13 protein-coding genes are annotated in these 14803 nt (G+C 59.9%); 6 read left to right on the top strand and 7 right to left on the bottom strand.

Going from position 1 to position 14803, the window contains the following annotated elements; all coding sequences use genetic code 11:
• The first annotated feature begins 186 nt into the window (after nucleotides 1-186).
• From AAEZ06_RS00325 to AAEZ06_RS00300, 6 genes are all read left to right on the top strand, one after another.
• A complete protein-coding gene (locus AAEZ06_RS00325; protein WP_149411035.1) occupies nucleotides 187-891 on the top strand; it encodes an MtnX-like HAD-IB family phosphatase in 705 nt (234 codons plus the stop codon).
• A complete protein-coding gene (locus tag AAEZ06_RS00320) occupies nucleotides 884-2278 on the top strand; it encodes an aspartate aminotransferase family protein (RefSeq protein ID WP_149411036.1) in 1395 nt (464 codons plus the stop codon). Before AAEZ06_RS00325 ends, AAEZ06_RS00320 begins: the two co-directional genes overlap by 8 nt.
• Complete coding sequence (locus AAEZ06_RS00315) at nucleotides 2275-3162, top strand: alpha/beta hydrolase (protein WP_350612399.1); 888 nt, start codon at nucleotides 2275-2277, stop codon at nucleotides 3160-3162. The genes AAEZ06_RS00320 and AAEZ06_RS00315 overlap by 4 nt, the downstream gene beginning before the upstream one ends.
• Before the next feature lie 65 nt (nucleotides 3163-3227).
• Entirely contained in the window at nucleotides 3228-4352 is a 1125-nt protein-coding gene (locus AAEZ06_RS00310; RefSeq protein WP_350612397.1) for a GNAT family N-acetyltransferase, read from the top strand.
• Entirely contained in the window at nucleotides 4352-6130 is a 1779-nt protein-coding gene (locus AAEZ06_RS00305; protein WP_350612395.1) for a sensor histidine kinase, read from the top strand. The genes AAEZ06_RS00310 and AAEZ06_RS00305 overlap by 1 nt, the downstream gene beginning before the upstream one ends.
• The gene (locus AAEZ06_RS00300; protein WP_350612393.1) at nucleotides 6120-7517 is read left to right on the top strand and encodes a sigma-54-dependent transcriptional regulator; all 1398 of its coding nucleotides are present in this window, start codon (nucleotides 6120-6122) and stop codon (nucleotides 7515-7517) included. The genes AAEZ06_RS00305 and AAEZ06_RS00300 overlap by 11 nt, the downstream gene beginning before the upstream one ends.
• A gap of 35 nt (nucleotides 7518-7552) precedes the next feature.
• Here AAEZ06_RS00300 and AAEZ06_RS00295 read toward each other — a convergent pair whose 3' ends face one another.
• The 7 genes from AAEZ06_RS00295 to AAEZ06_RS00265 form a co-directional block, all read right to left on the bottom strand.
• Nucleotides 7553-7891 (bottom strand): GlpM family protein, encoded by a 339-nt coding sequence (locus AAEZ06_RS00295; protein WP_149411041.1) that lies wholly within the window; start codon nucleotides 7889-7891, stop codon nucleotides 7553-7555.
• 9 nt (nucleotides 7892-7900) lie between these two features.
• A complete protein-coding gene (gene aauR / locus AAEZ06_RS00290) occupies nucleotides 7901-9241 on the bottom strand; it encodes a two-component response regulator AauR (protein ID WP_350612391.1) in 1341 nt (446 codons plus the stop codon).
• Entirely contained in the window at nucleotides 9238-11139 is a 1902-nt protein-coding gene (aauS, locus tag AAEZ06_RS00285) for a two-component sensor histidine kinase AauS (protein ID WP_350612389.1), read from the bottom strand. Before aauS ends, aauR begins: the two co-directional genes overlap by 4 nt.
• 165 nt (nucleotides 11140-11304) lie before the next feature.
• Nucleotides 11305-12039 (bottom strand): amino acid ABC transporter ATP-binding protein, encoded by a 735-nt coding sequence (locus tag AAEZ06_RS00280; RefSeq protein ID WP_133099706.1) that lies wholly within the window; start codon nucleotides 12037-12039, stop codon nucleotides 11305-11307.
• Complete coding sequence (locus AAEZ06_RS00275; RefSeq protein ID WP_133099705.1) at nucleotides 12036-12707, bottom strand: amino acid ABC transporter permease; 672 nt, start codon at nucleotides 12705-12707, stop codon at nucleotides 12036-12038. Before AAEZ06_RS00275 ends, AAEZ06_RS00280 begins: the two co-directional genes overlap by 4 nt.
• Nucleotides 12707-13453 (bottom strand): amino acid ABC transporter permease, encoded by a 747-nt coding sequence (locus AAEZ06_RS00270; RefSeq protein ID WP_149411044.1) that lies wholly within the window; start codon nucleotides 13451-13453, stop codon nucleotides 12707-12709. The genes AAEZ06_RS00275 and AAEZ06_RS00270 overlap by 1 nt, the downstream gene beginning before the upstream one ends.
• A 193-nt stretch (nucleotides 13454-13646) precedes the next feature.
• A complete protein-coding gene (locus AAEZ06_RS00265; RefSeq protein ID WP_350612386.1) occupies nucleotides 13647-14573 on the bottom strand; it encodes a glutamate/aspartate ABC transporter substrate-binding protein in 927 nt (308 codons plus the stop codon).
• Nucleotides 14574-14803: the final 230 nt, after the last annotated feature.

Raw genomic sequence — 14803 nt, 5'->3', positions numbered from 1 at the left:
CGTGAGGGCTTGTGCAAGCACTCATGTTGTTTGTAGCAACCTACAAAAATTGTAGCTAGGTCGATACATTTTCTGCCTCGAATGCCGCAAGAGCCCAGCCCTGCTGGGCTTTAATCAGTTGGCACACTCCCTGCTCTATCCCTCTGCAAGCGCAACAGCGCGCTCCTACTTCATAGGTAAATGCAGATGATTGACTGGCATATCGTGTGTGACTTCGACGGGACCATCACGCCCACCGATGTCATTGACAACGTCCTCCAACGCTTCGCTGATCCTTCGTGGGAAACCATCGAGCAGCAATGGCTGGATGGTCATATCGGTTCCCGCGAATGCCTGAGCCGCCAACTGGCGCTGATCAAGGCGACGCCTGCCGAGCTGCTGGCGTACTTCGACAGCGTCGAGATCGACCCGGACTTCCCCGACTTCGTCGACCACGTCATCGGCCTGGGCGCCTCCCTCGAAGTGGTCAGCGACGGTATCGAACAAGGCATCGCGCGGATTCTGTCGCGCAACTACGTGACCTTGCTGCCGATCCTCGCCAACCGCTTGCGCCAGGTCGACCAGAACAGCTGGCGCATCGACTTCCCGTATTCCAGCGATGCCTGCCGTGCCGCCTCCGGCAACTGCAAGTGCAAATCCACGCCGCGCAACAAGCGGGTGTTGGTGATCGGCGACGGACAGTCCGATATGTGCGTGGCTTCCACTGCCGACTTCGTCTTCGCCAAGAGCCGCCTGGCCGAGCATTGCCAGCGCAACCAGATTCCTTACGCACGCTTCGACACCTTTGCCGAGCTGCCTGCATTGCTGGCCAAGCTACCCCAGGGCATCGCCGCCAACACTACTTCCTTCAACTCGTCTTCCGACAATCAGGAACTCTTCCATCATGTCTGATATCCGTATCGCTACCGCCGAAGACCAGGTGCTTCTGGATAAAGAAGCCAAGTACTGCTCCTACGGCGACACCGTTCACTACATCGACCCGCCGCGTATTTTTAGTCGTTGCGAAGGCTCCTATGTCTGGGACACCGAAGACCAGGCCTACCTCGACCTGCAAATGTGGTACTCAGCGGTCAACTTCGGTTACGCCAACCCACGCCTGAACAACGCGCTGAAACAGCAGATCGACACCCTGCCGCAGATCGCCAGCCAGTACCTGCACAAGGGCAAGATTGAGCTGTCAGAAATGATCGCCGTCGACGCCAAGAAAAAATTCGGCCTGGACGGGCGCGTGCACTTCAACGTCGGCGGCTCGCAGTCCATCGAGGACTCGCTGAAAGTGGTGCGTAACGCCACCAACGGCAAGAGCATGATGTTCGCCTTTGAAGGCGGCTACCACGGCCGTACCCTCGGCGCTTCGTCGATCACCTCCAGCTACCGCTACCGTCGCCGCTACGGCCACTTCGGCGAGCGCGCCAATTTCATTCCGTTCCCGTACCACTTCCGTGGCCCCAAAGGCATGACCAAGGAAGAATACGGCAGCCACTGCGTGCAGCAGTTTGCCCGTCTGTTCGAGACCGAATACAACGGTGTATGGGACCCGAAAGTCGGCCAGTGCGAATACGCAGCTTTCTACGTCGAGCCGATTCAGGGCACCGGTGGCTACGTGATCCCGCCGATGAACTTCTACAGCGAACTCAAACATGTGCTGGATCAGCACGGCATCCTGATGGTGGTCGACGAAATCCAGATGGGTTTCTGGCGCACCGGCAAGCTGTGGTCCATCGAGCACTTCGACGTCAAACCGGACGTCATTGTGTTCGGTAAGGCCTTGACCAATGGCCTCAACCCACTGGGCGGCATCTGGGCCAAGGAAGCATTGATCAACCCGAAAATATTCCCGCCAGGCTCGACACATTCCACCTTCGCCTCCAACCCGTTGGGCACGGCGGTGGGCCTGGAAATGTTCAAGATGACCAGCGAAGTCGACTACGGCGCGATGGTCATGGCCAAGGGCAAATACTTCCTCGATGGCCTGCAAGAGTTGCAGAAGCGCTTCCCGATCATCGGCGATGTCGACGGCCTGGGCCTGGCCCTGCGCTGCGAAATCTGCGGCCCGGACGGTTTCACTCCGGACAAGGCAGCGCTGGACTACATGGTCGACGAAGGCATGAAGGGTGACATGGTGGTTGACGGTCAGCGTTTGGGCTTGATCCTCGACGTGGGCGGCTACTACAAAAACGTGATTACCCTGGCGCCGTCCCTGGAAATCAGCTACCCGGAAATCGACCTGGGGCTGAAGTTGCTTGAGCAGTTGCTGAATCGGGTAATGAAGCGGTGAACCGCGCTGAGATCGATCTGGGCGAAGGTGACTCAGGCTTCGTTCTCGGCAACGGTCCGGTTGGGGTTCTGTTGATTCACGGCCTGACCGGCACCCCGACGGAACTGCGTCGGGTGGCCCAGGGCCTGGCCAAGGACGGGACGTGCACGGTGTACGTGCCGACCCTGGCCGGGCATTGCGGGGGCAACAGCGACCTGCAGGCCACCGGCTGGCTGGACTGGTACGAAGGCGTGCGCAAAACCTTCGTCGGTGTGCGGCAGCACCACGACCAGGCGTTCGTCGGCGGCCTGTCCATGGGCGCGGTGATGTCGATGTACCTGGCCTCGGAATTTGCGGGCCAGGTGACGGGGTTGTTGATGTACTCCACGACGTTGAAGTACGACGGCTGGAGCATCAACAAGCTGGCGTTCCTCACGCCGTTGCTGATGAAGATCCCATTCGGCGTGCATCTGTGCAGCTTCGAAGAGAAACCGCCCTATGGCATCAAGAACGAACGCCTGCGGGCCATCGTCGAACGGCAGATGAAGGCGGGGGAGAGCAGCCAGGCTGGTTTGTTGACCATGGAAGGGGTGACGGTGCGCGAGCTGCACCGGATGAATGCCGTGGTCAAAAAACGTATGCCGTCGATCAAGACGCCGGCGCTGGTGCTGCATTCTGTCGAGGACGACATTACTAGCCGCTGGAACGCCGATTATGTGGAGCGCCATCTTGGCGGGCCGGTGACCAAGATCCTGCTGGATAACTGCTACCACATGATCACCGTCGACCTGCAATACCGTCGGGTGATCGAGTTGAGTGCTGACTTTATCCAACAGCATGCCGCCCTTGTAAACGCGAGCTTGCTCGCGAAGGTCGTTAACGATAACGCAGGCTGCCTGGTTTGACGCGGTGCCTTCAAATCCATCGCGAGCAAGCACTAGACGTCCCCCTCGCGACACAAGGAAAATCCGTGATTAACGCCCAAGCCTTTTCGACTATTCGGGCCATCGAGCGCTGTGCCTGGAATGACTGCTTTCCCGGTGCCCTGGAGGATTGGGATTACTACGTCGCCGTGGAAAGCGCCGCCATTGATGATTTTCAGTGGCGTTACCTGGCGGTGTTCGAGGCCGGGACGCTGGTAGCAGTCGCCCCGGCGTTCATCACCCATTACCGCCTCGACACCACTGTGTCGGGCATCGGCAAGCGCTTTACCCAGCGCCTGGATCGATTGTGGCCGGGCGTCTTGCGCCTGGGCCTGTACGCCATTGGTTCGCCCGTGGCCGAGCAGTGCAATACCGGCATTGCCAGTCATATTCCTGAGTCGCGGCGCCAGGCGTTACTAGAGCAGTTGCTGGTAGCCGCTCGGCGGGATGCCGATGATTTCGACATTGGCCTGCTGGCGGTCAAGGATGCACCGACCAAGGATGAACACTGGTCCAACAGCTGCAAGGCGGCAGGCTTTCAACGGATGCCAAGCTTGCCGTCGGCCTCGTTGCCGGTGCCCTACGGCTCGGTAGATGCCTACCTCGGCTCCTTGGGGAAATCCACCCGCAAGGACCTGCGCCGCAAACTGCGGGCGCCGGGGCCACGGGTCGAGTGGCGGCGCAATATCGATGATGTGTTGCCCGAAATCATGCGCCTGTACGAAGCCACCCTGGCCCGCGCCGACCTGCAGTTCGAGCGTTTACCTGCGGGCTATTTCACCGCGATCCTCGAACAGCTTGAAGAGCGGGCGGTCTGTGTACTTTACTGGGTGGACGAGCAACTGGTGGCGTTCAACCTGATCCTGCTGGACCAGCATCGCCTGATCGACAAGTTTTTTGCCCACGACCTGGCCCGTAGCCGTGAGCACAACCTGTACTTTCGCAGCTGGCTGACCAACGTCGACTACTGCATTGCACACAATATTGCGGTGTATGAGTGCGGGCAGGCCGGTTATGCCAGTAAGCTGCGCCTGGGCTGCGAGTTCCAGGGCAATAGCGTGTTCTTCCGTCATCGCAACTGGCTGCTCAACACCTTGCTCAACGTCGTAAAAGTGTTTATTCGCCCGGACCGTTCCGACCCTGCCATGGCTGCTGCGATAAGCGAAACCTGATGATCAACAAGACCCGCCGAAAAGCCCGCCCCTTTGCCATTTCGCGCTGGAGCGTCCAGCGCAAGCTGGTCCTGGCGTTCTGGCTGGTCAGCGTTATTCCGACCATGATTGCCGCCGAGCTGGCCGCCACCACCCTGTCGCAGATTTTCGACAGCAACGTGCGCATCTGGCTGCAGGAGTCGACCCGTATCGTCAAGGATGAGATCGGCGACATCCTTCACGACAACGCACGGGTTGCGCAGTTGTTCCTGCGCTACATCCGCCCGCCGTCGACCCATCAGGACCAGCGCCACGACAAACTCACCGCCGACATCGCCAGCGCCACCGACATCGACGTGGTGGCGCTGATCCGCAGCAGCGATCACAAAGTGGTATACAGCACCGCCTCCGACGATGTGATCAGCCAGATCAGCCTGGCGCCGAATGCGGTATTGCAGACGGTTCAGGTCGGCGGTGTGCCCATCGGCGCGGTGATCTCCACGTTTGAAACCACTCAGGACGGGGTTGATTACAAACTGTTGGTCGGTACCTACCTGGACAGCAGTTTTCTCACCAGCGTCGCCGAGGTGCATTCCCTGGACTTGCGGCTGTACCTGGGCAACACCGCCGGCTTCTCGGAAATCTTTTCCACCCAGCGCTTCGAAGATCATCCGACCCAGATCCCGAAAACCATCGAAGCCCTGCTGCGCAGCACCAGGCAGCCCAGCGAGCAGTTCACCAGCAACTACAGCGGCCTGTACTGGCCGATCTTCAACGACACCGGCGAGTTGCAGGGCGTGATCTTCAGCGGCCTGCTGCGCCACACCAGCCTGGTAGGACTGGTCAACCAGAGCAACCTGTTCGTGCTGATCTTCCTGCTTAGCTCGGCGCTGTCCCTGGGCACAGGCTGGCTGGTCTCCCAGCGCCTGACCCGCCCGTTACGGGATTTATCCCAAGGGGTCAGCGCGGTGATTTGCGGCGATTATCAACATCGCGTCGCCGTCAGTGGCGGTGACGAATTGGCCCAGTTGAGCAGCACCTTCAACCACATGACTGAACGCCTCGGTGAACTGCACCACCTGGAAGCCCAGCTGCGCCGACGTGATCGCCTGCATGCCCTGGGTGAAGTGGCGATGGGTCTGGCCCATGAAATCCGTAACCCATTGGGGATTATCAAGACTGCCACGCAGCTGCTGCACCGCCGCGCCGACTTGGCAGACACCGACAAGCGTCACCTGGAATACGTGATCAGCGAAGTCAGCCGGATCAACGACTTGATCACCGACTTCCTCGACTTCGCTAAACCCAGCGAGCCGTTGCGCAGCGTGCAGTTGGCCCGTCCGTTGGTGGAAGAAATCCTCGGGTTTTGTGCCCCAGAGTTGTCCACCCACACCATCGACGCCCACATCGACGACCAGGCCCCTGGCGCGACGATCTACGTTGATACCAAGCAACTCAAGCAGGCCTGCCTTAACCTGATCCTCAACGCCATCGACGCCATGCCCGAAGGTGGGCGCTTGACTGTGGGCATCAGCACTGTGGGCGACAATACGGTGATCAGCATCGCCGATACCGGCCAGGGCATCCCCGCCGAGATGGTCGAACGGATCTTCACGCCATTCGTCACCACCAAGGCATCGGGCACCGGACTGGGCCTGGCAAAAGTGTTCTCGATCATGGAGAGTCATGACGCCAGCATCGAATGCGTGAGCGAGAAAGATGCCGGCGCCACCTTCAGTCTGTACATTCCGGCTAACGGTGAAGACGAAGGCGATGATGAGGATAGTCATGACGCATAACGTATTAGTGGTCGACGACGAGCCCAAACTCTGCGACCTGCTATCCTCGGCCCTGAGCCAGAACGGCATCCAGGTATTCACCGCCGGCAACGGCCTGCACGCCCTCAAGGTGCTGGAGCAGGAAGACATCGACCTGGTGATCAGCGACTGGCGCATGCCCGGCATGGACGGGCCGGCGCTGCTGGCTGAGATCAAAGTGCGCTACCCGCAGTTGCCGGTGATCGTCATGACCGCCTACAGCACCGTGAAAAACGCCGTGCAATCGATGCGCAACGGTGCCTACGACTACATCGCCAAGCCCTTCGATATTGACGAGCTGGACATCACCGTGGCCAAGGCCCTGCAGTTTCGCGACATCATGCGCGACAACGCGCGGATGCGTGCCGAGCTGGATGAACATCAACAATTCGATAGCCTGGTGGGCGACAGTCCGGCCTTTCGCCGTGTGTTGCAGGCGGTGGATTCGGTGCGCGAGAGCAACGCGACCATTTTGCTGACCGGCGAAAGTGGCACAGGCAAGGAAATGGTCGCCCGGGCCATCCACAAACATGGCAACCGCGCCGACAAGCCGTTTGTGGCGGTCAACTGCGCGGCGATTCCCGAAGGCTTGCTGGAAAGCGAAATGTTCGGCCATCGCAAGGGCGCCTTTACCGGCGCTGTGGCGGATCGGGTCGGGCGTTTTATGCAGGCCGACAAGGGCACGCTGTTTCTCGACGAAGTGGGCGACATGCCCCTGGCGTTGCAGGCGAAGATCCTGCGGGCCTTGCAGGAGCGAGTGATCGAGCCGGTGGGCGACCCGCGCGAGCGCAAGGTCGATGTACGGGTGATTGCCGCTACCAACAAAAACCTGCTGGAGGCGGTGGCCAACAAGGAGTTTCGCGAGGATCTCTACTACCGCCTCAATGTGTTTCCAATCCCCTTGCCAGCCCTGCGCGAGCGGGTGGAAGACATCGCGCCCCTGGCCCGGCATTTCGCCCAGACCTTGAGCGCCACCGCAGGCAAACGCATCACCGGCTTTAGCCCCGAAGCGTTGCAGGCCATGGCCGCCTATGCCTGGCCGGGCAATATCCGTGAACTGCAGAACTGCGTGGAGAGGGCGACTATTGTGGCGGCCAGCCCGGTGATTGAAGACATCGACTTACCGACGTATCTGTTTGCCTCAAGGCCTTCGGACAATAGCGTCGGGGCGATACTCAGCGACGGGCCAGGGGTGCCCCAGGACTTGGATGCGGCGCTGGCGCAAGTGGAGAAGGCCTATATTCTGGCTGCATTGCAGGAGAGCAATGGCGTGCAGGCAGCGGCGGCCCAGAAGATCGGCATCTCCGAACGCAGCTTTTGGTATCGGTTGAAGAAGTTGGGGATTCAGGTGGACAAGATCGTTCGCTGAAGATCGTTCCCATGCTTTGAACTGACCCCGCAAAGTCAGGCGTGAATGCGGACCCACACCGTCACCAACACCGTCGCCGCCATCAACCACGCCACCGCGGCGACAGCCAGCGATGCCTCCAGCCGCATCCGGTCCACCATCACATACAACGTCGCCAGGTACACAAAGTACGGAATGATCGACCACATCCCAAACACGATGGTGGTCTTCAAGTCATCCACCGACCGGCCTTTGCCGACGATGTAATGGGCGATCAGTGCAAAGGTCGGAAACAGCGGCACCAGGCCTGCGATGTAATAGTTTTTGGTCTTGGCCAGCGCTGCGAGAATCAGCACCACGCCAGCGCCCAAGGCGGCTTTAAATACTAAATCCACAACGCGCTCCTAGTGGCTCAGACCGTATTTCTTGACCTTGTCGAAGAGGGTGGTCTTGGCCATCCCCAGTTCCTGGCTGGCCTGGGTCAGGTTGCCCCCGCTGCGTTGCAAGGCGTCGCTGAGCAGGTTGCGTTCAAAGGCTTCCACCGCTTCGGTAAAGGCCAGGCCGTGGTTGTCGCTGCTGGCGCCGCTTTTCTTGAAGGCCGGCAGCCCCAGGGCGAAGCGTTCGGCGACGTTGCGCAGTTCGCGCACGTTGCCTGGCCAGTCGTGGCTCATCAGGTTGGACAGGGTCTGGTTGTCCAGGTCCGGCACGGTACGGTCGAAACGCAGGGACGACTGCTGCAGGAAATGCTCGAACAGTTGCAGGATGTCTTCCCGGCGCTCACGCAAAGGCGGCAGTTCCAGGGTCACCACATTCAGGCGGTAATACAGGTCGCTGCGAAACTGGTTGGCGCGGCTCAGCTCATCGAGGTCGGACTTGGTGGCGGCGATCACCCGGCAATCCACCGCCACGCTCTGGTTCGAGCCCAGGCGTTCCAGGGTGCGCTCCTGCAAGACCCGCAGCAGTTTGATCTGCAGGTTCAGCGGCATGCTTTCCACTTCATCGAGGAACAACGTGCCGTTGTGGGCATGTTCGATCTTGCCGATACGGCGCTTGCCGGCGCCGGTAAAGGCGTTGGCTTCGTGGCCGAAAATTTCGCTTTCGAACAGGTTCTCCGGCAGGCCACCGCAGTTCAACGCGACGAATTGTTGGGAATGGCGACGGCTGAAATCATGCAGGCAGCGAGCGACCAGTTCCTTGCCGGTTCCGGTTTCACCTTCGATCAGCACGTTGGCCGAGGTGTCGGCGACGTTGGCGATCAACTCCCGCAGGTTCTGCATGGCGGGTGAACGGCCGATGATCCGGCCTTCCAACGAGTCGCGCTCGGCCAGTTGCCTACGCAGCGACCAGACCTCCCGTGCCAGCCCGCGTTGCTCCAGGGCGCGTCGGGCGACGTCCACCAAGCGCTCGGGGGAGAAGGGTTTCTCCATGAAGTCATAAGCGCCATCGCGCATCGCGCCGACAGCCATGGAGATATCGCCGTGACCGGTAATCAGCACCACCGGCAGGCTTTTGTCCAGGGCCTTGAGGCGGGTCAACAGCTCCAGCCCATCAATGCCGGGCAGGCGAATATCGCTGATGACAATGCCAGCGAAATTTTCGCCGACCCGGGTCAGGGCCTCTTCGGCGCTGCCCACGCCAACGCTTGGAATGTCCTCCAGGGCCAGGGCTTGCTGGCAGCCGAGCAACACATGGGGATCGTCTTCGACGATCAGGACGGTCAGGTCGGTGTTTAGGTCGGTGTTCATTTCGACTCGGCTTGATGAGGGCTCGCCAGGGGCAAGCTCAGGACAAAGGCAGTACCGCCACCGGTCGGGTGCTCGACGGCGAGGTTGCCGCCGGTGGCCGCTGCGAGGCTGGCCGAAAGGGTCAGGCCCAGGCCCAGGCCCAGCTCGCCGGGTTTGGTGGTAAAGAATGGTTCGAACAAATGCTTGCGGGCCTCGGGGTCGATACCGTGACCGTTGTCGCGTACCCGCAGGCGGTATTTACCGTCAACGGTCTTGCCTTCCAGCCACAGCTGCGGGGCCGGTTGCGCCTGCATGGCGTCCAGGGCGTTGCCGATCAGGTTAACCAGAATCTGCTCCAGACGGGTCTGGTCGATCAGCAATTGCACGCTGGAGAAGTCGCGGTGCAGGGTTATCGGCAGGCTGTCCAGGCGACTGCCCAGCACCTGGAAGGCGGCATCCACCGCCTTGCCCAGGCTGGCTTCACCCTGGTCGTCACCGCGCCGAGCAAAGGAGCGCAGGCTGGCGGTGATGCGACCCATGCGGTCGATCAGTTCGTTGATGGTCTTGAGGTTGGCGCTGGCGGTATCCAGGGCACCGCGCTCCAGAAAGCGCACGGTATTGCCGGATAAGGTTCGCAGGGCCGCCAGCGGTTGGTTCAATTCATGGGCGATGCTGGTGGACATCTGGCCGATGGCTGCCAGTTTTCCGGCCTGGACCAGCTCGTCCTGGGCTCGGCGCAGGGTTTCTTCGGCCTGGCGCCGTTCGCGAATCTGCGCCTTGAGCCGCTCGTTGCTGGCGCGCAGGTCGGTGGTGCGCTCGGCAATCCGTCGTTCCAGTTGGTTGTTGGCTTCCTGCAAGGCTTCCCGGGCGGCGAGGCGGGTGGCGATAACCTTGCGCCGCTCATTCCAGGCGATCAGCAGGAAGGCCACCAAGGCAAAGGCCACGGCCACAAGAATGCCTTGATTGACTGCTGCCTGGCGCAGATCTTTCAGGGGCGTGAGCAGGGTGAAGTTCCAGGGCGTGTCGCTCAGGGGCCGGGTCTGGGCCAGGTAGCTGACTTCCTTGTCGTCGGCCACCACCTCGCTGTTGGCCGGGAAGGTCAGTTTTTCCGTACCTTCGTTCAGTTGCTCGCGGGCCAGGGGTTGCAGTTCGTTGAGGGTTGCCCAGTAATATTGCAGGCTGCGGGCCAGGCGTTCCTTGGTGTCTTCGCTCAGGGGGCGTAGGGCCTTGAGGCGGCGGGCCGGGTCGCTGGACAGGATAATGATGCCGTTCTCGTCACTGACGAAGGCTTCCAGGCGCGCCCGCTGCCAGCGTTCTTCCAACGCTTCCAGGCGAACCTTGACCACCGCTACGCCGATGATCTTGCCGTGTTCTTCCAACCCATGGGCCAGGTAGTAGCCGGGTTCGCCATTGGTGCTGCCGATGCCATAGAAACGGCCGGGCTGGCCGCGTACGGCATTCTGGAAGTAGGCGCGAAAGGACAGGTCTTCGCCCAGGTAACTGTCGACATCGCGCCAGTTGCTGGTGGCCAGCACGCGGCCGGTGGTGTCCATCACATAAATGGCCCGACTGCGGCTGCGCCGGTTCAGGCCTTCGAGGTAATCGTTGACCTTCTGCCGGTGTTCTGGATTCGGGTCGGCCAGCAGCCTGGAGACGCTGGACTCCAGCTCCAGCAGGCTGGGCAGGTAGGTGTATTTGCTGATCTCACTCTCGACGGTTCGTGCGTGCAGTTCCAACTGGCGCTCGCCGTTCTCGCTCAGGGCACGGATCCCATAGTATTCGCTGGTCCAGAAGCCGATATAGCCCAGGCCGATCATCAGCAGGATGATCAGCGGTGGCAGGAACAATTGGCGAATCAGACGAGGCTTCACGGCAAGGGATGGCGGCGCGGCGCGATAGAGAGTGGGGTCGCATTTCATCACAGATGCCTTGGGTCAGCTACCGTTCGCCTGGCTTCTGTAGGAGCGAGCTTGCTCGCGAAGAATTCAAGGACACCGCGTTTATCCAGGATGCACGCGTTATCGTTGAGGTCTTTCGCGAGCAAGCTTGCTCCTACAGGGAGGGGCGAGTTGCGGCTTGGCTTTTTAGTGCTGCAGGATTTTCTCAAGGAAGTGCTGCGCACGTTCGGAGCGGGCGCTGATGTCGCCGAAGAACTCTTCTTTCTGGCAGTCTTCGATGATCTTGCCCTGGTCCATGAAGATCACGCGGTCGGCCACCTTACGGGCGAAGCCCATTTCGTGGGTCACGCACATCATGGTCATGCCTTCCTGGGCCAGTTGCACCATCACGTCCAGTACTTCGTTGACCATTTCCGGGTCCAGGGCCGAGGTCGGTTCGTCGAACAGCATGACGATCGGGTCCATGGCCAGGGCGCGGGCAATCGCCACACGTTGTTGCTGGCCGCCGGAGAGCTGGCCAGGGTGCTTGTGGGCATGGGCCGACAGACCGACGCGCTCCAGCAGTTGCAGGCCTTTCTGGGTGGCTTCTTCCTTGCTGCGACCCAGCACCTTGATCTGCGCGATGGTCAGGTTTTCGGTGATGGTCAGGTGCGGGAACAGTTCGAAGTGTTGGAACACCATGCCCACGCGCGAACGCAGCTTTGGCAGGTTGGTCTTCGGATCGGCGATGGAGGTGCCATCGACGATCACGTCACCCTTCTGGAACGGTTCCAGGGCGTTGACGCACTTGATCAGGGTGGACTTGCCCGAGCCGGAAGGCCCGCACACCACGATCACTTCGCCTTTCTTGACCTCGGTGCTGCAATCGGTCAGCACCTGGAAGTCGCCATACCACTTGTTGACGTTCTTGATAGAGATCATACGGCAAACCTTTTTTGCAGACGCTTGACCAGCAGCGAGGCGGCAAAGCTGATGATGAAGTAGACGACACCGGCGAAAATCAGGAACTCATTGGAACGACCGATGATGTCGCCATTGGCTCGCGAAGCATTGAGGAAGTCCACCAGGCCGACGGTGTACACCAGCGAGGTGTCCTGGAACAGGATGATGCTCTGTTGCAGCAACAGCGGCGTCATCTTGCGAAACGCTTGGGGCAGGATGATCAGTCGCATGGTCTGGCTGTAGGTCATGCCCATGGCTTGCGCGGCGGCCATCTGGCCCTTGGCGATTGACTGCACGCCGGCCCGCACGATTTCGCAGAAGTACGCCGCTTCGAACATCATGAAAGCCACGACGCAGGAAGTGAACGCACCGATCGGCGTGTCTTCGCCGGTGATCCAGCGCAGCACGAACGGTACCGCCAGGTAGAACCAGGTGATCACCAGCAGCAGCGGGATCGAGCGGAAGTAGTTCACATAGGCGCCGGCCACGCGAGACATCAGCTTGCTGGAGGACAGGCGCATCAGCGCCAGGATCGTGCCGAGGACAATCCCGCCGACCACGCCCATGACCATCAGTTGCAGGGTCATGACCATGCCGTTCCACAAACCTGGAATAGCCGGGATGATGCCGCTGAAATCGAAGTCCATTATTTACCCCCCACGGAAATCAAGCCGGGCACTGCGACTTTCTTCTCGATCACGCGCATCAGCAGCATCAGGCTCATGTTCAGGGTGAAGTAGATCAGCGTGGCCAGGGTGAAGGCTTCAAACAGGTTGGCCGAGAACTCGGCGGTTTGTTTGGTTTGCGCCAGCAGTTCCATCAGGCCGATCAGGGACGCCACGGAGGAGTTCTTGAAGACGTTGAGGAATTCCGAGGTAAGCGGTGGAATGATGATCCGGTAAGCCTGGGGCAGCAGCACGTTCCAGTAGACTTGCGGCAGCTTGAAGCCCATGGCTCGGGCAGCAGACTCCTGGCCTGGTGGCAGCGCCTGGATGCCGGTGCGCACTTGTTCGCACACACGGGCGGCGGTGAACAGGCCCAGGCACACGACAACGCTCAGGTAGGCCGAGGTGGTCGGGTTGAGGTCTTGTTTGTACCAGTCTTGCAGGTTCTGCGGCAGCAGGTCGGGCACCAGGAAGTACCAGATGAACAGCTGAACCAGCAGCGGCACGTTACGAAACAGTTCCACGTAGCAGGTCGCGATGCCCGATACGATGCGGTTAGGCACGGTGCGCATGACGCCGAGTATGGAGCCCAGCAGCAAGGCGATGATCCACGCGACGATGGCGATGGCGATGGTCCAGCCCAATCCGGAGATGTACCAGTCGAGATAAGTCTCGCTGCCCACGCCGGTGGACTTGAAGAACACGCTCCAGTCCCAGTTGTAATTCATTAGGGTCTCCCCTCAAGTTCGATCGATGTACAAGCACCCGCTTGGGAAAAATCCATTCCCGCCCGACGTTGATCGTCAGGCACACACGATCGGCTCGAAAACCACCAGGTCGAGTGTTCCAAAAAAAGCCAGCAGGTAGTAACAGACGCCTGAGGGAGGTTTGGCCCCCTCAGGAGATAAGGTTAGTTCGGAATCAGGACTTTTTTTCGGCCGTCTTGTCGTCAGCCGCTTTGTCGGTCGGATTGGCGATCAGGGCCTTGAGCTCGTCGCTCATAGGGAACATCAGGTTCAGGCCTTTTGGCGGGATCGGCGAGCTGAACCACTTGGTGTAGATAGTGTTGATCGCGCCCGACTTGTAGGTCGCGACGATCGCGTCGTCCACAGCCTTCTTGAACGGAGCGTCGCCCTTGCGGACCATGCAACCGTAGATTTCGTAGGATTGCGCAGTGCCGGTCACTTCCCAGTCGGTTGGCTTCTTGGCCTTGGCCATTTCGCCAGCCAGCAGTGCGTCGTCCATCATGAAAGCAACGGCACGGCCACTTTCCAGCATCTGGAAGGATTCACCGTGGTCCTTGGCGGAGATGACGTTCATGCCCATTTGCTTGTCGGCGTTCATGGACTTGAGGATGCGCTCGGACGTGGTGCCGGCGGTGGTCACCACGTTCTTGCCCTTGAGGTCAGCGAAATCCTTGTAGGTCGAGTCCTTTTTGGACAGCAGACGGGTACCGATTTCGAAGATGCCGACGGAGAAGTCGACTTGTTGCTGACGCTCTACGTTGTTGGTGGTGGAGCCGCACTCGACGTCCACGGTGCCGTTCTGCACCAGCGGGATACGGGTTTGCGAGGTGACCAGGTTGTATTTGACCTTGAGGTCCGGGATGTCGAGGTCTTTCTTGATGGCCTCAACGATTGCCAATTGGATGTCGTGGGAGTAGCCCACTGGCTTGCCGGATGCGTCCGCAATGTAGGAGAACGGAATGGAAGCGTCGCGGTGGCCCAGAGTGATGGTGCCGGACTCTTTGATTTTCTTCAGTGTGCCGGTGAGTTCGGCGGCGAAAACTGGAGTGCTAATCAGAGCTGCAGCGATAGCTGCGCCCAAAAGATGGGGAACGATGCGCATCAATACTTCCTCGACATTTGTTTTTTTTATGAAGCCGGTTAAGACGGCCATTTTTATATACACAGCTACAGCGAATGCCTATGACGGCTCCTGAGGCATCTCAGGCAATTGCACCAGAAGTGTAGAGCATGAGTCGTGCCAGGCTCGATATAAAAGGTTAACTATTTGATTTATAAGTAGATTGATTTTATATGAGCGGATTTTTATAGTGTCGCGATCCGGCAAACCGA

The organism is Pseudomonas sp. HY7a-MNA-CIBAN-0227 (assembly GCF_040310325.1).
Classification (GTDB): domain Bacteria; phylum Pseudomonadota; class Gammaproteobacteria; order Pseudomonadales; family Pseudomonadaceae; genus Aquipseudomonas.
Note: the sequence above shows the minus strand (reverse complement) of the source record. Positions and strands in the feature narration are given on the sequence as shown.

What these genes read in the sequence shown, in the direction of transcription:
- AAEZ06_RS00325 (WP_149411035.1), top strand. Translation starts at nt 187, where the DNA reads ATGATTGACTGGCATATCGTGTGTGACTTCGACGGGACCATCACGCCC.
- AAEZ06_RS00320 (WP_149411036.1), top strand. Translation starts at nt 884, where the DNA reads ATGTCTGATATCCGTATCGCTACCGCCGAAGACCAGGTGCTTCTGGAT.
- AAEZ06_RS00305 (WP_350612395.1), top strand. Translation starts at nt 4,352, where the DNA reads ATGATCAACAAGACCCGCCGAAAAGCCCGCCCCTTTGCCATTTCGCGC.
- AAEZ06_RS00300 (WP_350612393.1), top strand. Translation starts at nt 6,120, where the DNA reads ATGACGCATAACGTATTAGTGGTCGACGACGAGCCCAAACTCTGCGAC.
- aauR (WP_350612391.1), bottom strand. Translation starts at nt 9,241, where the DNA reads ATGAACACCGACCTAAACACCGACCTGACCGTCCTGATCGTCGAAGAC.
- aauS (WP_350612389.1), bottom strand. Translation starts at nt 11,139, where the DNA reads ATGAAATGCGACCCCACTCTCTATCGCGCCGCGCCGCCATCCCTTGCC.
- AAEZ06_RS00280 (WP_133099706.1), bottom strand. Translation starts at nt 12,039, where the DNA reads ATGATCTCTATCAAGAACGTCAACAAGTGGTATGGCGACTTCCAGGTG.
- AAEZ06_RS00275 (WP_133099705.1), bottom strand. Translation starts at nt 12,707, where the DNA reads ATGGACTTCGATTTCAGCGGCATCATCCCGGCTATTCCAGGTTTGTGG.
- AAEZ06_RS00270 (WP_149411044.1), bottom strand. Translation starts at nt 13,453, where the DNA reads ATGAATTACAACTGGGACTGGAGCGTGTTCTTCAAGTCCACCGGCGTG.
- AAEZ06_RS00265 (WP_350612386.1), bottom strand. Translation starts at nt 14,573, where the DNA reads ATGCGCATCGTTCCCCATCTTTTGGGCGCAGCTATCGCTGCAGCTCTG.